Raw genomic sequence first — 20208 nt, forward strand, 5'->3', positions numbered from 1 at the left:
ATGTAACGAGCCGCACACTTTTTCATAAAGCGTGCGGCTCGTTACGTTCGTCAGCGTATTGGTTTCGTTACGAAATCGCTATCAGGCTTCGATTTCTTCGCGACCCGGCTCAGCCCACAGGGTGTGGAATGCGCCCGGCTGATCCACACGCTGGTAGGTGTGAGCGCCGAAATAGTCGCGCTGACCCTGAATCAGAGCGGCAGGCAGGCGCGGGGAACGCAAGCCGTCGAAGTACGACAGGGACGATGCGAAAGCCGGAGTCGGCAAGCCATTGCGCGCGGCTTCGGCCACCACGTTGCGCCACGAGTTTTCGGCGGTTTCGATGGCGTTCTTGAAGTACGGGGCAAACAGCAGCGACACGTTAGCCTCACCGGATTCGAACGCTTCGGAAATACGGTTGAGGAACTTCGCACGGATGATGCAGCCGCCACGCCAGATGCGTGACACGGCAGCCAGATCGATATCCCATCCATATTCTTCGGCGGCAGTAGTGATCTCGTTGAAGCCCTGGGCGTAGGCGACAATCTTGGAAGCGTAGAGTGCCTGACGGATGTCTTCGATGAAGGCCTTCTTCTCATCGTCGGTGAGGTTCAGCTTGCCGTCAGGGCCATTGAAGCCCTGCTTGGCGGCTTCCTCACGCAGATCAGCTTCGGAGGAAAGACCACGGGCGAACACGGCCTCGGCAATGCCGGTGACCGGAACGGCCAGAGACAGTGCGGTCTGCACGGTCCACGTGCCAGTGCCCTTCATGCCAGCATGATCGACGATCAGATCAACCAGCGGCTTGCCGGTCTTCTTGTCGACCTGATGCAGCACTTCGGCGGTGATTTCGATCAGGTAGGAGTCAAGTTCGGTCTTGTTCCACTCTTCGAACACGTCACCGATCTCAGCCGGGGTCATGCCAAGGCCGCGACGCATCAGATCGTAGCTTTCGGCGATGAGCTGCATATCGGAGTATTCGATGCCATTGTGCACCATCTTGACGAAGTGGCCGGCACCGTTAAGTCCGATATGTGTGACGCACGGATCACCTTCGGCCTTTGCTGCGATGGATTCGAAAATCGGCTTCAGCGTCTTCCAGGATTCTTCGGAGCCGCCCGGCATCATGGAAGGTCCAAGCAGAGCGCCTTCCTCACCACCGGACACGCCGCATCCGACGAAATGCAAGCCGCGAGCGCTGATTTCCTTCTCGCGACGAATGGTGTCCGGGAAGTAGGCGTTGCCTGCGTCGACGATGATGTCGCCCGGTTCCATCAGGTCGGCGAGCGCGTTGATCATGGCGTCGGTCGGCTCTCCGGCCTTGACCATGATGATGGCGGTACGCGGCTTGACGAGGCTGTCCACGAACTCTTCGAGGGTTTTTGCCGGGAAGAATTCGCCTTCGCTGCCGTGTTCGTTCATGAGCTTTTCGGTACGACCGTAGGAGCGGTTGAACACGGCCACTTTGTTGCCGTGGTGTGCGAGGTTACGCGCGAGGCTACCGCCCATTGCGGCAAGACCGACTACGCCGACGTTTGCTTCAGCTGACATGCTGACCCCTTCCATCAGGAAAAGTAGTACTTTATGAACCGTTCTTTAGTGTAGACCCGAGCTACCCCAGAACCATGGACCGTCTCAAGTCTGACATCCTGTCAAAGCTGATACCATGCCAAATCTGACGTATCGTCAATCATGTGGCGTGATGGTGCGCACAAAACGCATAGCTTCGGCAGGTGTGAGTGATGGCACGTAGGCCTGCGCCACAGCAAGCGATATTTGCGGCAGTTTGGCCGCATCGGGATAGCAGATATACACTTTCTCTTCGTCGGGGTGGAATTTCAGTTTGAAACGGAACAGTGAGTGGAATCCGTATGCTGGTTCCATGATGTCTGCGACCATTTGCAGTGCATGACGCAACACTTCGCTTTCCTCGTGTTCGCTTTCGCTGGATCCCATGCCGGCTAGTGGCGCCGCCGATAGGCTCATGAATTCCACGTTGTCTTCGTCACGTAGTCGTTCAGCCATGCGTGCAATCAGGAATTCCATGATGCCGTTGACGCTGTCGGTACGGTGCCTCATGAAGTCAAGCGTCCAACCGATGATTGTGCCGTCACGATAGGTGGGCAGCCAGCTGGTTACGCCAAGGACTTTGCCGTTGCCGTCGACCGCGTAGAGCAGGCGCACCCGGGAGTCGATCAGTTCGTCGACGCCGCCCAGGGTGAATCCCATTTCCGGCAGAGCCTTTTTGCCGGCCCACTGTGCGGAAATCTCACGAATTTGCGTTTGCACTGAGAAGGGTGCTTCCTTGAAAGTGGTGAGCACGTCGGTGATGCCGTCTCGTTTGGCTTTGTTGATGGCGGTGCGCACGTCCTGCCATTTCTTGCCTCGGGTCTGCCATTCGTTGGGATTGACGATCATTTCCGTGCCGACGTCAAGTGAATCCCATCCGGCTTTGGCGAGTTCGGCTCGCTGCGACTCGTGTACGCTGTAAAATACGGGCGTCCAAGAATGCTGCGCGCAGAATGTTGCGAAATCAGTGAGATCTTCCGCATATTCGTGTGGATCTCCGAATGGTCCTGTCACCGTCAATGCGATGCCATACGACACTCGATAGGCGATTGCGGAACGTCCGGTTGCAGAAAACCAATAATCATTGCCTTCCCAAGTTGCCATGAATGACATGGATTCGCCGCCAAGCGGAATAATCGCGTCAACATGATGGCGCGAAGCGTCATTCACCATGGAACGATCCCGCAAACAATCCCAAACACACAGCAGGGCGATAACCCAAAACACCGGACCGACGCACTGATATACCAGCACGGAGATTTGCCCGACGGGTACAAACTCAGGTTCGATCGCACTCAGCAGTCCGATCGGCAACAATCGTTGCACATAATCGGCAAGCAATGCAATCAATTGCGGACTTTCGTTGAAATCCTCGGGAGAGGCAAGCCCATACCCGACATACATCAATCCCAACAACAGAAAAGCCGACAATGCACCTGCCGCAGCGCGCAACATAATCTCACTTCTGGTGCGAATCATAAAACACTGACGGAACGCAATGACGATAACGATAAAAATCAATGGCAATGCCATAGTGGAAAACATTGCGTGAAACGCACCGTGACGAACCAACGCAGGCAACGCATCAGCCTGCGAATCGCCAACATTTCGCAGCGGAAGCATCACATAGAACAGCATCGCAAATACCACCGTGCACGCGTTGAACAGCACGCTTAACACGGCGGCAATGCGGCGTCCGCGGTACAGACCCCATGCGATCAACAGCAGCATCAGCGTCGGCATCAACGACACCAGCCAGTTTCCGGGCATGGTGAATCGCATCATACGATATTGCGCGAAACAGTTGGCATGCGAGGAACCGTTGAGGCAATCCAACACTTGTTCCGTATCGAATTCCGTGGAACCGGTCAGCAATCCGAACATGGAAAGCAATCCAAATGATTGCCTTGAGGAAACGGCAACCAGCGAACCGACCGCCTGCACGCCGGCAGCAATACCAATCAGCCTGCGCATCTCGTACAAGGCACCATGCCTATACACATCGCCTTGACTTTCGGACGCCATCAAATAACCAAGCACATGACCGATCAGCGCGGCAGCCAGCAAACAATAATCGCTGGCCTCGCCACGGTAGAGGAACATGATCAGCACCACGCTATAGCCGATCACACGAATACGCCGACGCCACAGCATGGCGGTGAATGCGCTAGCACACATCAGTGTGCCCACCACAACAACCAGCGGCCCCAGAATCGCGCCATCATGCGAAATCGCATGCCATTGCGGACTTTTGCCTGCGAGCAGCGAACATAATCCCATGCCCAGCGCTATGCCGCCAAGCGTGGTGATCAGCGACACCCATGCCGTCTTCACCTTTCCAATCACCGTTTCGCATAAGCCGAATGCGATGAGTATCAGTGGAATGTCGATCAGCAGACGACCCAAATGAGGTACTGACAGCAGTGAGATCGGCGCGGTATACCAGCACCCATGCGCGAGCGCGTCAAAACTCACGCGCGATAATTGCGGCGGAAATTGCATATGTCTGATGCCGCATACGAGCTGCATGCCGACATTGAACAGCGTGATGAACAGCACGAAGCCCAAGGTCATACGGTGCCGACGTATCCAGTCGGCAAGATCGGATATGAGCGCGCGAAAGCCGAACAATGGTTTTACTGCTGATTCCTGCGATTGCGTTGTCATGACAATGCTTCCGTTCGATAATTCGGATTAATGATTCAGATTGACGATTCAGATTGATACTTGTGATCGCGAGTTGCCGACGCGTCAAAACGACATGTCAGATCGCGATGCGTTTGAGATTCGGATAGTCCGCCAATTTCGGCTTGGCGTCGCTCAGTCCCGTGTTACAGCCGAATACGGCAAGTCCGTACCGCAACGTGTCTTGCACGGCATGCCAGTCATGCGCATTGCCAAGCGATTCGACCGCCGTAACATGCATGCCCGCCTGTTGGGCAACCGGTGCGATGCGTTCGGCATTGCGCACGGACTCGTGATCACGTTCCCCCGCACCGATAACAAGCGTCTGGTTCGAAGGCGCATGGTTGCGAATGGCGTTGATGGGAATCTGCTTCTCGTATGCGGTGCGATCGCCGCGGAAGAACCGGCTGATCATACTGCTTTCACTGCCATTGGTCGGTTTGAGCTCGCTGCCGGTGGGGATGATGGTGCCGAACAAATCCGGATGGTTCGCACCGATTTGCAACGAACATGTGGCTCCTTGCGAAAAACCTGCGATTGCCCAATCTTGTGCTTGCCATGCCGCAGGAAGATTGGTTCTCACCCAGTCGACCACGTCTTTCGTCAAGTAGGTCAGCACATTGCCGTACACCGGCGAATCCACGCATAGGGTGTTATGCGAATCGTCTCCCAACTGGTCGGCCGCAATAACAATGGGTGCGAGTCCGCCATGATGCTGAGCATAATCGTCCATCATGGTTTGGATGCCGCCCGCGGCAAACGCGCGCCCCGGAGAACCCGGCTGGCCGCTCATCATCAGTATGACCGGCAACGCCGGCTTGTGCTTGGCTGTGGCAATCGCTGCCGGCGGCAGATATACCAGCGCCTGTCGCGCCTCGAAATGCGATGTTGTGGCTGGAATATTTACCTTACTGACTTCGCCATGTGCGGGAATATCGCTGATGCTACCGTCTGCCGCTTCCTGCTTCCATTGCGTGACGCTAATCAAATCGCTGCGTTTCGCCATTCCCGTCAGGTCGGCTTCGTGATAGGTGTCTTGGCCGAACAGTGATCCGATGGTGGCATATTCTCCATATGCCTGATCGATGCCGGTGGCGGCGGAAAGCACTGCGCATGCCACCAATATTACGGCGACGGCACGCAACGCTCCCCTATGCAGCATCGCATGACTGACCGCGAATCCGATGATCGCGCAACCGCAACCAGACCATGCGATCACACGCGGACCCAGCTCAACACCGAACACCACAAACACGTCCGATAGCAACCAGGCAATCACCAATCCGACAATGCCGGCAATAACCGCAATCACCATCGGACGTGCAACTACGGCAATTGCACGTTTACCGCCGCCACGGCTTCCGCCAACCGTCTCCCATATTGCAATACCCAACAGTATCGCCGCCAGCACCGCGGTTATCGAAAACAACGTTGCCGGAAACCAGCCATCCACCAAGCTTATGTTCATCAACCATGCACGCATGCTCACTTCTTGCTTTCATATTCTTCATTTCCAATGTGCCAGTTGTAGTCCATGAAACGTTGGCACGACCTCATCCTTGAGGCTGATTTTCCTTGGAATACCGACGAAAAATACTGTGAGCAAGCTGAATGGATGATGCTCTTAGGCAGCGTTCTTGCCTTTGCCGATCATGCCTCGAACGCACGTTCCAATGGTTTGGTCAAATAATATGATTCCAGCTTAGAATACTCTAAGAAACACATCCAATGCTCCCGACCGGCAGTCAAGCGGTATGGTGTTGGACTATGCAGTATGTTTTTTCGGCGTCGAATGTTTCCTGTGTCGTGCCGGTCGACGGTGAGAAACGCACGATTTTCAGCGGATTATCCGTTGATGTGAAGCATGGTGAGATTATGGATTTGGTCGGCCCTTCCGGATCGGGCAAGAGTAGTCTGCTTACCGCTTTTGCACGATTGAATCCGAATGCGAACGGCAATTTTCAGCTTGAAGGGCGCCCTGCCAGCGAATTCACACCGCAGCAGTGGCGTAGTCAGGTGGCGTATTTGCCGCAGAAGCCGGTATTGATCGGTTCGAGTGTGGCCGAGGCGATTCGTTTACCGTTCACATTGGCTATCCGTGCGGGCGAAGGCAAGCAAGGATTCGACAGAAAATGGTCGGCCGGTAAGTCTCTCAAACCCACAGATCTACTGCCGGATGCTCGCATTCGAGCCACGCTTGACGCCATTGGCTGCGCGGATATTGATTTGGGGCGTGCTCCGCATGACTTGTCTGGAGGCCAGGCCGCCCGTGTGAGTTTGGCGCGCACCTTGCTTACTTCGCCGAAAGTGCTGCTTGCCGATGAGGTTGATGCCGGTTTGGATGATGAGAACGCCGATAAGGTGGCATCCATCATGGCTCAGGCCGCAGAGCGGGGCATGGCGGTGATTCGTATTCGCCATCGCCCGCCGGATGGGCGTGCCACACGCATTCTCACACTGGCCAATGGCGTATTGCAGAGTGCGAATGCTCCGCACACCGCAGCAACCAATGATTCCAATGATTTCGCGGCACAGTCCGATTCGGTGCAAGGAGTGCAGGCATGAGCGGCAATTACTATTCCATTGATATTTGGGGTCTGCTCATCGCATTGGTTATGGTCGGCGTGGCCGCAGGCATTTCCGAAGCGATGCGCATGGGCATTGGCAAGACACTGCTATGGTCGGCATGCCGCGCGTTGCTGCAATTGTGCGCCATGGGTTTCATTATGGAGTTCGTCATCAAGTCGAACAATCCATGGCTGGTGCTGCTGCTGGTGATGTTCATGCTGATCGCGGCTGTGCAGATCACCCTGTCTCGTGCCAAAGGTGTGCCGAAGGGCTTGGCCGGTCCCGTGTTTTTGAGCTTGGTCATCACCATGCTCATTATGATTTCGTTGGTCACCGAATTGATCATTCGCCCGCAACCTTGGTATGCGCCGCAATTGGTGGTACCGTTGACTGGCATGCTGCTCGGCAATACCGTGTCCGCTTTGGCGGTTGGATTGAGCCGGTTTTTCGAAAGCATGAAGGAACGCCGTGACGAAGTGGATACGCTGCTGGCGTTGGGTGCGACCGCTTGGGAGGCCGCGCGCCCGTCCATCGTCTCGTCGATTCGTTTGGGTTTGCTGCCAACTACCGCCTCGCTGGCGTCCAGCGGCATTGTGACGGTGCCTGGCATGATGGCCGGTCAGATCATCGCCGGCGGCAATCCTATCGATGCGGCGAAATACCAGTTCCTGGTTCTCGCCGCCATTGCAGCGTTGACACTTCTGGCTGACAGTCTCATTATGGTGATGGCGTACCGCAAGTGCTTCACTGCAGACGACCAATATAATCCGATTGCAGACTGAACGACTTTCATATAGCCAATCAAATTAATAGACGATCAGTTTTAATAGAAAACGGTGTCCGCCAAGTGCTCATGAACCTTGGCGGACACCGTTTTCTATTGTTTACCAGCTATGCAAGCTTTGATTTTGCATTTCAGCGATCAACGCGTGCGGAACGGCGCTTTCCTGATGTTCGCATGGCGATGGCGGGACTGCCCGGCATGCTTGTCGTGACGTTCGCCACGGCCACCACGCTTGACCTCCGTATGACGGTCATAGCGTTTCGCATCCGAGGAACGCTCGTCATGCTTCTTGCCCTTGGAACGACGATCGTCGTCATATCGACGTTCGGCACGGGCTTCAGACTTGCGCTGCTTCTTGCTTGGCACACCCTGCTTTTTCGCAAGCTGCGCGGACTTCTTCTTTCCCGGCCCCCTGCGATTGTTGGTATTGCCGTAATCGCCGTCGTGCCTACGCTTGTTCGCCGTTTCGTGCTGTTCGTTGTCACTGCGCTGCTGCTCATGCAGGCGCGCGTACTTTTCACGACGCTTGTTATTGCGCTTTTCCTCACGCTGGTCACGACGTTCCTCCTGAATTTCAGGATGTTCCCAACGATGTTCGCGCGCCTCGAATTCGCGATTGTCACGGCCTTCGAACTTGGCGGCACGACGTTCAGCGCGATTCTGCTTCGGCTCGAACTTCTTGGCGTTGTCGTTACGCTCCTCACGCTGGTCGCGATTGCGACGATCCTTACGTTCGGACTTGAACGGCTTGCCACCCTTGTCTTTGCCGCGATCCTTGTTGCGTCCACCGGAACGGTTCGGTTTGCCGGAACGTTCGCCGTCGGCACCGCCATTGCCGTTTTTCCTGCGGCGCGGATTGCCTGCCGGCTGCGACTGCTCAAGCGTCCAGCCGAATACCGGCTCGGCCACTTCACCTACGAGTTCCAACACTTCCGGCGAATCAGGGGTTACGTCGATCGGCTCGACCTCCAGTCCGGCCTCTCGCATCATGCGACGGGTCCTGCGGCGCTGATTCGGCAGAATGATGGTCACCACGTCACCGGAATGACCGGCTCGCGCGGTTCGTCCGGAACGATGCAGGAAGGATTTCGGATCTTCCGGCGGTTCGACCTGCACCACGAGTTCCACACCGGAAACGTCGATGCCTCGCGCGGCCACATCGGTGGCCACCATAACGTTCACATCGCCGGAGTTGAAGGCGGCCAGATTGCGGTCACGCTGGTTCTGGCTCAGATTGCCGTGCAATTCAGCCGCAGGAATGCCGTTCTGCGTTAAATCCTTGGCAAGCTTCTGCGTCTGGAATTTGGTACGGGTGAACAGAATGCGACGGCCCTTGCCGGAAGCGAGGGTGCGCACCAGCTCGTGACGGTCGCTCAGCGTGGTTTTGAACACATGGTGGGTCATCTCGTCAACGGTCGCCGTCGCGGAATCGACGCTATGCACCTTCGGATCGGACAGGAAGGTTTCCACCACTTCGTCCACGCCATGGTCGAGCGTGGCGGAGAACAGCATGATCTGCGCGTCGAACGAAATCTGGCCGAGCAGTCGCTTGACTGGCGGAAGGAAGCCCATATCGGCCATTTCGTCGGCCTCATCAATAACCGCGACCTCAACCTTGTCCAAGGTGAGCGCGCCCTGTTCAATCAAATCCTCAAGACGACCTGGGCATGCCACCACAATATCGGCACCGGCCTGAAGGTCACGGATCTGGCGGGCATAACGTACGCCGCCGTACACGGTGGTGGTGTTGATGCCGTATATCTGAGCAAGTGGCATCAGCACGTCGTTGATCTGGTTGGCAAGCTCACGGGTCGGAGCAAGCACCAAACCACGCGGATGAGGCACGAAATCGTCGGCGCGACGCTCCTCGGCATGGGCCTGCTTCACACGATTGACCTCGTGGCGGAACTGGCTCATGTTCTCATACTCGCTGGCATCCACTTCACCCAAGCGAGCGACCAGCGGAATCGAAAATGCCAGCGTCTTGCCGGATCCAGTACGACCACGGCCAAGAATGTCTCGCCCAGCCAACGAATCGGGAAGCGTGTCGGCCTGAATCGGGAAAGCGGTTTTCTTGTCATCAGCCGCAAGCACGCGGACCAGCGGACCAGGAACGCCGAGTTCGGCGAACGTCAGCGGACGTTCCTCTTCCTCGCCCATCGCTTCGGAAGCGGCTGCGAGGGTATCTTCATCAAAAACGGTATCGGGCACAATGGCCTTTCATGTCAAATATTACGCACGTTGCGCAAACCTGATAACTGTAGCCTATGCCCAATACTTTTGCTTACGTTCCTTCAATCCTTCATATCCGTTATATTCACGCCGGATTGCGGTTGATTTCAATGTCGGTGACGGTCAGATTCGCTTCATTGACCAGATTGAACAGAATCACTTCGGCCAGTTGGTCGGCACGCATGAAGGTATGCTGCTTTTCTTCCGAAACGTAGTCATGGCTGTCACGGTAGAATGAGGTGTCGATGCCACCTGGATAGACACCCACGATTTTCACACTTGTTCCCTTGTATGCGGCCTGCAAACTCTTGGTGTAGCCCTTCTCGCCCCACTTGGTGGCGCAGTACACGGATTCGTTGGGGTTGCCTCGCGTCGCCGCGGTAGACATGACGTTGGCGATTTTGAGATCCCGCTCGCCGTCCGCCTTCAGGGTTTCCACGCTCCACAGCACCATGCCTTTCAGACCCTTCAGGCACTTGTCCACGTCGGCCGCCTCGTATGCGGTCGGGACTTTGAACGAAGGCTGGCCTGCATTGTTGATCAGCAAATCGATATGACCGATTTTCGAGATTGCGGCAACGGAGTTCTTCACGAACGATTCGTCGGAAATATCGCCCACAAAGGCTCTGTATTCGTCGGCAGCAAAAGTCTTTGACAGCTCCGTTTGACGTGCGCCATTGAAATCAATACCAGCAACGAACCATCCTTTGGCGATCAGCTGTCGAGTCAGCTCATATCCCAATCCAAGTGCGGAACCGGTGACGATGGCGATTTTCTTTCCTGCTGCGGTACTCATACGACGAACTCCTTCATTCAAAAAAAGAACATAGCCCCTTTTTTGCACCATCATAACCGTTCAACCCCACATGAAGTCAAACGATTGACGTAACACATTCAACACCGTTTTCAGCGAGCCCACATATTTCGTATCCCCATGAGCCATAGACCCGTACAACCAAATTTCAGAGATGCCATATCGACGAAGACTCCGACGTATGCTTTCATCTTGAAACTTCTCAATAATCGTCATATCCTCATCGCATCTCTAATGCCTTGCACACGCGAAAGCTACACAGGCGTACGCAAAAGGCCCTTCCGGAACAGGGAACGTTTGGGAAGGGCCTTCAGAACGATGCAAATGATTATTGCATCACAGGATGTCAGGGTCGTTCTTGTCGATCGTGCCGGTGGCCTTGCCGATGGCCTTCAAGCCGTGGTAGGAGACGAGGATCACGATGGTGCCGATGGCGATGCCGTTGAAGGAAATGCCATTGAAGGCGAACGCGAACTGGCCGATGGCGATGATCATGGTGATTGCGGCCACCATGATGTTCAGCGGCTTGTCGAAGTTGACCTTGTTCTCAACCCAAATACGGATACCAACCATGCCGATCATGCCGTACAGCAGAGTGGTCACGCCACCGAGCACGCCAGCCGGAATCGTGTTGATGATGGCACCGAACTTCGGACACAGGCTCAGCAGCAGTGCGAAACCAGCCGCGCACCAGTAGGCTGCGGTGGAATACACCTTGGTGGCTGCCATCACACCAATGTTCTCACCGTACGTGGTGGTGCCGGAACCGCCGCCGAAACCGGCGATGGTGGTGCCAAGACCGTCGGCGAACAGGGCGGTGCCGATCTGGTCGTCATAATCGCGGCCGGTCATCTGGGAAACGGACTTGACGTGGCCGACGTTTTCGGCAACGAGCACGAGCACCACCGGAACGAACATCGGCAGAATCGTGAAATCAACCTGCGGCAGGTGGAAAGTCGGCAGACCAACCCAAGCAGCCTTGCCGATGGCGGAGAAGTCAACCTGGCCACGAATGCAAGCGTATGCGTAACCGATGATCACACCGATCAGAATGTTGAGTCGGCCAAGCAGACCCTTGAACAGCACTGCTACCAGCAGCACGGCAGCCAAAGTCACGATAGCGGTATCGGGAGCGACCTGGAAGTTGTTCCACACGCTCGGAGCCAGATTGAAACCGATGATGGCCACGATTGCACCGTTGACCACCGGCGGCATGATGATGTCGATCCACTTGGCGCCCGCGAAGTGCACGAGCACACCGATCAGAGCCAGCAGCAAACCGGTGACGAGAATGCCGAAGGATGCGACGGCAATGCCCTTGTTCGCCGTGGTGACGGCGGTGATCGGGGCGATGAAGCCGAAGGACGAACCCAAGTAGCTCGGCAGCACGTTCTTGTTGATCAGCAGGAACAGTGCGGTCGACATGGCCGTGAAGAACAAGGTGGTGGACGGGTCGAAACCGGTCAGAATCGGCACGAGGAACGTGGCTCCGAACATGGCGATGACATGCTGTGCGCCGATTTCGGCGGTGCGCGGCCACGTCAGGCGCTCGTCAGGCTCAACGACTTCGCCCGGCTTCAGCGTCTTGCCGTCACCGTGGACCTGCCACGTGAACAGATTGGACATGCGATTGTCTCCTTAACTCTCTTGCGCGGCAAGCAAAAACGCGCCGCGTGTCACAGCCATTGTAGCGGGGTGTGGACACGGACGCGTTTCGCACGCAAGATGGGGGCATTAATCGTCGATATCAGCCAATCCGATCATGCAATCAACAGACCAACGCACATCACAGGTGACGGTCGACCGCATGAACAACGTCCACCAAATCGCCATTCGACAGCACTGGACGCTTGAATTCACGCCAATCCTCAACCTTCACCACCCAACGGCCTTCCGCATCGTCGAACACCGGACGGGCGGTCTGTTCCCAGCGGAAACGCTTATGCGTGCGCCCGGTGGCCGGATCGCGACGCGAATAATGGAAGCACGTACAATTAGTGATCTTCCATTCGTCGGACGCCGCACGGTGCATGAATTCCTCGTCGGAAAGGTCTTCCAACGTCAGCATCAATGCCAGCATGAGATCGCCATGGCTGACCATCACCACGGATTCCGCATCCGACTTGCGGTTGAGCGAGGTGAGCAGATTATGCACGCGGTTTTCCGCAACATCCGCAATCGACTCGCCTGCCGGCGGACGCCAATACAGCGGATCCGTGTTTTTGAACAGCCAATTGCGTTCATAATTGTTTTTGAAATCGTCTTTGGTGACGGTACTGATCTCACCCCAAGAGCGTTCACGAAGCACGCGAGTTTCCTCCCATTTCGCTTTCGGCAACGCCATGGTGGCGGCAGTCTCGCGCGTTCGCACGTACGGCGAAACCAGATAACGGTCGAACAGCTGCTGCTGCGAAACCAGCCAACGTCCAATGCAGTCCGCCTGCTTGCGGCCGATCGCGGTGAGTCTCCACGAACGATCCGGCACGGTCACATTGTCTTGCGTGTACAACGAATTGTCGCCCTGTTCGCCGGCGCTGATAATCACGTTCGCTTCGGATTCGCCGTGTCGAATCACATACAGATCAAGGGGCATTCCCATAGTATTTCTTTCCTTTTCCTACTTACTTCACGCGCTTCGCTACTCGTTATCCGCGCGTATCGTCATCGAATTGTTTCCACCGTAGCTGATTTGCAGGGATTTCACACATCAAAGTACGCTGATTTATGCGATTTGTGCACGGAAATTCGCGTACAGGTTACTTGCGATTCACTTGGACCACTTGCAACGATGCAAAAACGCGACCGTCCGCAAGTTTATTCCGGCCAAATGCCGGTTTGCGAGTATTTCTTGCGATACTCCCCCGGTGTCATGCCGCTATGTTTTTTGAACACTTTCGTGAAATGGCTTTGTGACCGGTATGCGAGGATCTGCGCGATCTCATTGAAGCTGTATTCCGAATATTTCAGCATGTTTTCGGCGGCTTCCATACGTTTGTCGGTAATGTATTGCGACAATGACGTTCCCGTTTCGCGTGCGAACAGTTCTGACAGATACGTGGGATTCAAATGCACGTGCTGTGCCAGAATCGCGACAGTGATTTTCTCATGCAGATGGTAGTGGATGTAGTCCATGCATTCGTTGACGGCTTTGGAATGGGTGTCGGTTTTCTGCATGTCGGCCATGGCCCAAGTAAAGAAGGTCATCATGTCGGTGTGCAGTCGGCGCACGTCTTCCGGAGTCTTGCAATTGTCAAGATCCTGAATGTACAGATCGGAAGCGTTGTAGGCGTCTTCCTCGTCCATGCCACCTTCGATGGCGAAACGCGTGGCCAAGGTAATGGTGGTAACGAAACGGTATTTCGCGTTTTTGAGTGGATCGTCCGACAGATGGCCGTATAGTCCAGAATCCCACAGTTTCGCGCTTTCCGAAATGGCATTGACGTCGCCGGCGCGCATCATGTCATACTGTTTCATTTCCTCAACGTAGCGATGGTGGCGTACCCGATCCTCACGCGAAAGAAAGTCCAGGTACCCCAGTTTCGCCTCATCGACAATCGCCATTATTCCCCTGCCGTTTTGTACCTATCTTTCTTTCAAGGATATCGCCATTGCACACAAAAACCGATCTATTTTGCTTAGAAGTAGGTGGACCAGCCGAGTTTGACGGCAAGGATGATGCCGGTCAGCACGGCGGCGGCACGCATGATGTTCTCCGGAATATGGCGGGTGACGGGCGGTGCGATCGCACTGCCGATGGTACAGCCGAGGCACATCATGATGGCGAACGGCCAATACACGGATCCACGAATGATGAACATGATTGCGGCGGAAATGTTCGCACCGAAGCCAACCACGGTTTTCAACGCGTTGATCTGATGGAACGGGCCGATCTTACCCAAATCCAGGATCGCCAAGGCAAGCGTGCCCGCTGCCGCGCCGAAATAGCCGGAATAGACGCCGACGAAACTCACGCCGACCCACAGCCACCACGGATCGTTGCGCAACGTGCCGCTTGCGGTTTTGCTGGCGATCCGCGTGGCTAGTTCGCCTTGATGCGATTGCGGCAGCGCCTGCGCCACGGCGTCGCGCGCGGCCGCCTTCTTCCGTGGGTTGAGCGCGATGATGATCGCGCTGAACAGGATAAGCGGCGGTACCGCGAATTCGAAGACCTTCGCCGGCAGTTCCAACAGCAACAGCCCGCCGATGATGCCGCCGACCAATCCGATGCAGGCATAGACGGCCACGCGCGTGCCTTGGCCTTTAAGCTCCTTTCGGGCGGAAAGCAGTCCGCCGATGCCCGTACCGCACACGCCCACCGTGTTCGTGGTGTTGGACAGCACAGGCGGAATGCCGAACGCCAGCAACGCCGGATAGGAGATCAGAGAGGATGCGCCGACCGCGTATCCAACGAATCCTGCACCGACGCCGGCTGCGAGCACCAGCAGCAATGTGGTGATGGACACTCCCGCGATCATGGCCGTTACTCCCGATTCCCCGACTGATATGACAACGGGAGCCAAGCGTAATGGCTTGGCTCCCGAAAATACCTGTTTTGTTCAGAACGTGGCTGACTGCCGCGTTTGGACTATCGTTGTTCAGTGATTGCGCTTGGCGATCAGCGACTCGGTCCAGTAGGCGGCGAGCGGGATCAGAGCCCACTGTAAGGCGAGTCCCGGCAGACCGGCGGCCAGGTCGCTCGTCCATGTTGCGGCGACCGTCTTGCTTGAGCCGAACGCGAACACAGCGATCGCAGTGGCTGCGGTCAGCACCACACGGCCGGCCAGCTGGACGATGACCACCTTCACCAGACTCGGCAGCTTGACCTCACGCAACAGACCGGCCACAAGACCATACGCGAACAATTCCACCATCATCAGCGGCAGCATCGCCAGCATCGGCATGCCGGACAGCAGGAAGCTGGCGAGCGGCGCGGCGGCTCCGGCGATGGCGCCAGCGGCAGGACCGGCGATCAGGCCGACGAAGATGATCGGCAGATGCATCGGCAGGAACGCGACGCCAAGCATGGTGCCCTGCCCGGAAACGGCACCGATGACATGGAACAGCTGCGGCAATGCTACCGCGGCCACAATGGCCAGCACAGTGGCCGCGGCTTTGATGCTCAGGCTCAGCTTCGGCAGGTCGGCACGACGCAAGGCGCGCACGGACATGGTTGCGGAATCAGACATATTCATTCTCCTTTTGTTTTCTTCTCTTCAATGGTCGTCATACGTTATCCGGCGATGCAGTGTCGACAATCATGTCGGCAGCCGATTCGGTTCCGGTCTCTTCGAAATAACGGTTTTCCAACGGAATCCACTCATCGACGAATCGTCGCAGCATGCGCGGATTACGTTGCTCGAGCCGACGCAGTTGCTCAGCAGGCGTAATCGCAAGGCAGATCATGCAATCGTAGTACCCGCGCAGATCGGGATGCATGCTGTAGCTGCCTTCCACGATGGTCAGACGTGCCGGTTCGACGGTACGAGAGGCCGCAAAATCGCCCGCACGACAATCCCATGGACGGTATTGCGCGGTTTTTCCGGCGAGAAGCGGCGCCAATACTTCCATTTCGAACCGTTCGCGGTCCACGTTCCCGCCGGGCTGCGCGAATCGTTCCGTCGTGCGCTGCTCGGGACGTAGAAAAAAATCGTCCATATGCAGCACGTTGCCGCCGAAACGCTTGTTGACGGTTGCGGCGAGCGTGGTTTTGCCGGATGCGCACGGCCCGTCTATGGCAACGAACACATGGTCGCGTTCGGCAAGCAGCGCTTCGATATGGGCGATTGCGACACCACCGGTTCCCGCTGGTTTCGTGGTCATTGCGGACACTGTCAGCCGAGCACGGTCAGCCGGTACGAGCGTGAACCGATGCCGAGCTCTTCGGCGTATTCGAGCGTGTGTTCGCCGTGGCGGGAAGCGATGCGTTCGGTGACGGAAGCTCCGTCGGGGGCAACGTGGATAAGGTCCACGCATGCCTGATCGAGCGCCACCGGGTCAAGCGATGACAACACGCCGATATCGTGCATGTCCGGTTCGGATGGGGTGGGGAAGCAGTCGCAGTCCACGGACAGGCGGTTCATGACGTTCAGATACATCATGTTGCCATGCATGTGGCTGATCACTGCTTCGTCGGCTTCAGCCATCGATTCGAGGAAGTCATCTTGGTCGGCTTCCACCCAGCGGTCGGTGGCCACGCCCGCGGAATGGATCCAGCGTTTGCCGTTCGACGATGCGATGCCGATGGACACGTTTTTGAGCGCGCCACCGAAGCCGCCCATCGGATGCCCCTTGAAATGCGAGAGCACGAAAATGGAATCATAGTCGTCGATATGCTTGCCGACGATGTCATAAGCGATATGACGGTGCTTGGCTACCGGAATTTCGATTTCACCGCCCATGTCCATGATTTGGATCGGTGCGATATCCGCGTATCCACGTTCCTTGAACACGGCAAGGCTTTTCTCAGGCGTCTCGCGATTGCCGTCATATGCCGTGGCGCATTCAACCAATGTTCCACCAATCTCCTGCACCAAATCCTTGACCAGCGCAGGATTCAGATTATTGGATTTTTCGGATTCTCCGGAATGGATTTTGATGGCGACCTTACCTTCCGTCTTGGCTCCCAACGCATGGTACGCGACAACCAGGCTTTCCGGCGTAATCACGGGAGTGAAGAACACCTCGGGAGCCGACGCATCATCTGTACGATGCTCCAATTCCTGCGCTTTCGCAATATCGAAATCAGTCATAATCCTCCTCGATTCTGCTCACTTCAGCATAACCGATTTCAGATTATCAAGCTCAAGTTTGGTTTAACCAAACCGACACTCCTGTCATTTCAACCATTCCATCGGAACAGCGCAAGACCATGTCCATGTCTTAACCCGAACTCATTGCGTTTACATGTTGACTGCTACGCTTACCGAGTTCTCACGATTCGCCAAAAGAATGTCGAAGGCGTTGACGTACCGCGCGATAATCATTAAAGAAAGGAACATCATGGCGGAACTTGTTACGATGGCACTGTTCTGTGCGGCTTTGATCGCCTGCATCATAACCAACATATCCATCGTTCCCGCACTGCTGGCCGGCGTGGTCATGTTCCTCATCCACGGAAAACTCACTGGTCACAGGTTTACAACCATGCTTTCCAAAGGATTCGCCTCCGTACGCGCCGCAAGCATTGTGGTGGTGACGTTCGTGCTGATTGGTCTGCTGACCACGCTATGGCGCGCCGCCGGCACCGTGCCGTTCATCGTGGCGAACACTTCCAGCCTAGTGCGTCCGCATGTGGTGATTCTGCTCGCCTTCCTGCTCAACTGCCTCATGTCACTGCTGACCGGCTCATCGTTTGCCACGGCCGCCACCATGGGTGTCATCACCATGACGCTCGGCACGTCCATGCAGATTTCGCCAGTATTCCTTGGCGGTGCGATTCTGTCGGGCGCCTATTTCGGCGACCGCTGCTCCCCTGTTTCCACCAGCGCGCAATTGGTCAAAACACTCACACATACGAATATTTTCGACAATATCGTACTGATGTTGAAAACATCCATTGTTCCGTTCATCATCACGTGTGCGATTTATGCTGTGTTGGCTTTGTGCACGCACCCTTCCGCAGGTTCCATGGATATTGCGGGTTTGTTCTCAAGCGCGTTCGATCTTCATTGGGTTACCGTTATTCCCGCGTTGGTGCTTGTGGTGCTTGCGATCGCCCGAGTGGATGTGCGCATTACGATGGGCGCGAGTATTCTCACTGCATTGCCGATTTGCGTGTTGGTGCAGCATATGGATTGGCTGGAGATCGGCCGCGCTTTGGTGTTCGGTTTTCATTGTTCGAACGCTCAGGTGGCATCGTTGATTGATGGCGGCGGCATTGTTTCGATGATCAAGGTAATGCTGATTGTCTGCATTTCCTCGTCGTATTCCGGTATTTTCCATGAAACGGGATTGTTGGATGGCGCGCATCGGCTTATCGCTTCGATGGCGGAACGCATCAGCGTGTTTGGTGCGACTTTGGTCACGTCTGTGGTTGCGAGCGCGGTCGCCTGCAATCAGACGTTGTCGATTATGTTGACTGATCAGTTGTGTGGCAATTTGGAAAATGACGAGCAGCGTAGGGTTATTGATTTGGAGGATACCGCCGTGGTGGTGGCTCCGCTGATTCCATGGTCCATCGCCGGAGCGGTGCCGCTCGCTTCGGTGGGAGCACCCACGTCCAGTCTGACATTGGCAGTGTTCCTGTACCTGCTGCCGATCGCGCATTGGATTTCAGTATCGTTGGCACGGCGCTGAAGTCATCGCTTTCCGCACCATACCGATGTCCGAACCAGCCGGAACACTTGAGACACGTGATTGATTTTTGCAAAAAATGGTGGGCTCGCATAGCCACCAAGGAAATGGTTTTCGTCGGCATCGTCACTTTGGCTGCCTCACTAGTGGCTTCGTGGCTTAAACAGTTTCCGGGATTCAGTCTGTTCGGCGCGCTGATCATCGCATTGCTCATCGGCATGGTGGCCCAGTTTCCGATTCGCAAATGGTATTCCAGCCGTTCCGCGGAGCACAGGTCCGGCGTGAAGGACGCAGCAGGACTTATTTCCAATAAACTGTTGCGTCTGGGAATCATTCTGCTCGGATTCAAGCTCAATCTGACCGTATTGTTCACCCAAGGCATCAAGTGTCTGCCCATCGCGGCCGTGGTCGTGACACTCACCATCGTGGTGTGCTACGCCATCGCCCGCAAATTTGGCGTCGACCCGCAACTCGCCATTCTGGTGGCGGGCGGCACCGGCATTTGCGGTGCGGCCGCCGTCATGGGATTGTCTGGCTCCATCAAAGTACCGCCGGAAAAAGAGGATGAAAAAGCCAACAACGAAGTGATGGCCGTGGCCATCATCGCCATCATGGGCACCATCTTCGCGTTACTGGAAATCGCCCTTGGACCATTGACCGGTTTGAGTAAGACACAGCTGGGCATTACCGCCGGAGCTTCCTTGCACGAAATCGCCCATGCCGTGGCGGCCGGCGACGCGTTTGGCGCGGTGGACATCGCAACCATCATGAAACTGTCGCGAGTACTGATGCTGGTGTTCGCAGCCATCGTCATCGCCGTTTGGTGGGATAAAAACCATTCCGAAATGCCAGCGGACGGTAAACGCAAAGTGTCGTTCCCATGGTTCATGCTCGGTTTCATCGGCGCTTCCATCATCGGCACGTTCGTGCCGTTCATCGGTGCCATCGCACCGAATCTGGTCGATTTCGCGTACATCGTGCTCGGCATGGCCATGGCCGCGCTTGGCATCAACGTGAATTTCAGCGCCATCGCCAAAAAGGGACAGAAGGCGTTCCTCGCCAGTTTCATCACGTCTGTGCTGCTTATGTGCTTTGCGGCCGGAGTCTCAGCGCTGTTCTTCTAATCGGTCTTTCGAACCCGATCGCCTAGGATATGGACGGGCGACCGGGTTCGCAAACGCGATGTTTCCCGACGGCCCACACCCCGATTTCACCATTCGTATACCCTCTTACGCTTCCATCCGTCATGGCGTCATATTCTCTGATGTCATAATCGTCGACGTTT

Annotated in this window: 16 protein-coding genes; 4 read left to right on the forward strand and 12 right to left on the reverse strand. The window is 55.9% G+C overall.

The features are described 5' to 3' along the window. Positions 1-81: 81 nt before the first annotated feature. The 3 genes from gnd to NBH13_RS02350 form a co-directional block, all read right to left on the reverse strand. Positions 82-1530 (reverse strand): NADP-dependent phosphogluconate dehydrogenase, encoded by a 1449-nt coding sequence (gene gnd / locus NBH13_RS02340; protein ID WP_099570721.1) that lies wholly within the window; start codon positions 1528-1530, stop codon positions 82-84. A gap of 135 nt (positions 1531-1665) precedes the next feature. Beyond that, the gene (locus tag NBH13_RS02345; protein WP_250778767.1) at positions 1666-4215 is read right to left on the reverse strand and encodes a bifunctional lysylphosphatidylglycerol flippase/synthetase MprF; all 2550 of its coding nucleotides are present in this window, start codon (positions 4213-4215) and stop codon (positions 1666-1668) included. A 97-nt stretch (positions 4216-4312) separates the two neighbouring features. Beyond that, entirely contained in the window at positions 4313-5716 is a 1404-nt protein-coding gene (locus tag NBH13_RS02350; protein ID WP_250778769.1) for an alpha/beta hydrolase, read from the reverse strand. Positions 5717-6000: 284 nt separating this feature from the next. Here NBH13_RS02350 and NBH13_RS02355 point away from each other — a divergent pair, with 284 nt between their 5' ends. Together NBH13_RS02355 and NBH13_RS02360 are read left to right on the forward strand one after the other, a co-directional pair. Beyond that, positions 6001-6798 (forward strand): ABC transporter ATP-binding protein, encoded by a 798-nt coding sequence (locus NBH13_RS02355; protein ID WP_250778771.1) that lies wholly within the window; start codon positions 6001-6003, stop codon positions 6796-6798. Next, positions 6795-7583 (forward strand): ABC transporter permease, encoded by a 789-nt coding sequence (locus NBH13_RS02360; protein WP_099570725.1) that lies wholly within the window; start codon positions 6795-6797, stop codon positions 7581-7583. Before NBH13_RS02355 ends, NBH13_RS02360 begins: the two co-directional genes overlap by 4 nt. Positions 7584-7723: 140 nt before the next feature. Here NBH13_RS02360 and NBH13_RS02365 read toward each other — a convergent pair whose 3' ends face one another. The 9 genes from NBH13_RS02365 to NBH13_RS02405 form a co-directional block, all read right to left on the reverse strand. After that, entirely contained in the window at positions 7724-9796 is a 2073-nt protein-coding gene (locus tag NBH13_RS02365) for a DEAD/DEAH box helicase (RefSeq protein ID WP_502801756.1), read from the reverse strand. 106 nt (positions 9797-9902) lie between these two features. Next, positions 9903-10613 carry an SDR family NAD(P)-dependent oxidoreductase gene (locus NBH13_RS02370; protein ID WP_195523795.1) on the reverse strand — a complete coding sequence of 237 codons (711 nt, stop codon included), beginning with the start codon at positions 10611-10613 and terminating at the stop codon, positions 9903-9905. Positions 10614-10967: 354 nt separating this feature from the next. Next, positions 10968-12257, reverse strand: a complete 1290-nt coding sequence (locus tag NBH13_RS02375) for a uracil-xanthine permease family protein (RefSeq protein ID WP_099570728.1) — start codon at positions 12255-12257, stop codon at positions 10968-10970. 160 nt (positions 12258-12417) lie between these two features. Continuing rightward, positions 12418-13230, reverse strand: a complete 813-nt coding sequence (locus NBH13_RS02380) for a histidine phosphatase family protein (RefSeq protein ID WP_099570729.1) — start codon at positions 13228-13230, stop codon at positions 12418-12420. Positions 13231-13445: 215 nt separating this feature from the next. Next, entirely contained in the window at positions 13446-14192 is a 747-nt protein-coding gene (locus NBH13_RS02385; protein WP_099595397.1) for a helix-turn-helix domain-containing protein, read from the reverse strand. Between the two features lie 74 nt (positions 14193-14266). Continuing rightward, positions 14267-15106, reverse strand: coding sequence for a sulfite exporter TauE/SafE family protein (locus NBH13_RS02390; protein WP_099595398.1), 840 nt, complete (start codon positions 15104-15106; stop codon positions 14267-14269). Between the two features lie 120 nt (positions 15107-15226). Then, complete coding sequence (locus NBH13_RS02395; protein WP_099595399.1) at positions 15227-15817, reverse strand: ECF transporter S component; 591 nt, start codon at positions 15815-15817, stop codon at positions 15227-15229. A gap of 37 nt (positions 15818-15854) precedes the next feature. Continuing rightward, a complete protein-coding gene (locus NBH13_RS02400; RefSeq protein WP_099595400.1) occupies positions 15855-16451 on the reverse strand; it encodes a uridine kinase family protein in 597 nt (198 codons plus the stop codon). A gap of 11 nt (positions 16452-16462) precedes the next feature. Beyond that, complete coding sequence (locus tag NBH13_RS02405) at positions 16463-17380, reverse strand: DUF362 domain-containing protein (protein WP_099595401.1); 918 nt, start codon at positions 17378-17380, stop codon at positions 16463-16465. Positions 17381-17579: 199 nt separating this feature from the next. On the opposite strand from NBH13_RS02405, the gene NBH13_RS02410 reads away from it, so the two are divergent. After that, positions 17580-18926, forward strand: coding sequence for a Na+/H+ antiporter NhaC family protein (locus tag NBH13_RS02410; protein WP_144090026.1), 1347 nt, complete (start codon positions 17580-17582; stop codon positions 18924-18926). A 56-nt stretch (positions 18927-18982) separates the two neighbouring features. Then, positions 18983-20047, forward strand: a complete 1065-nt coding sequence (locus NBH13_RS02415; RefSeq protein ID WP_144090021.1) for a YeiH family protein — start codon at positions 18983-18985, stop codon at positions 20045-20047. Positions 20048-20208: the final 161 nt, after the last annotated feature.

The organism is Bifidobacterium intestinale (assembly GCF_023656765.1).
Classification (GTDB): Bacteria; Actinomycetota; Actinomycetes; order Actinomycetales; family Bifidobacteriaceae; genus Bifidobacterium; species Bifidobacterium hominis.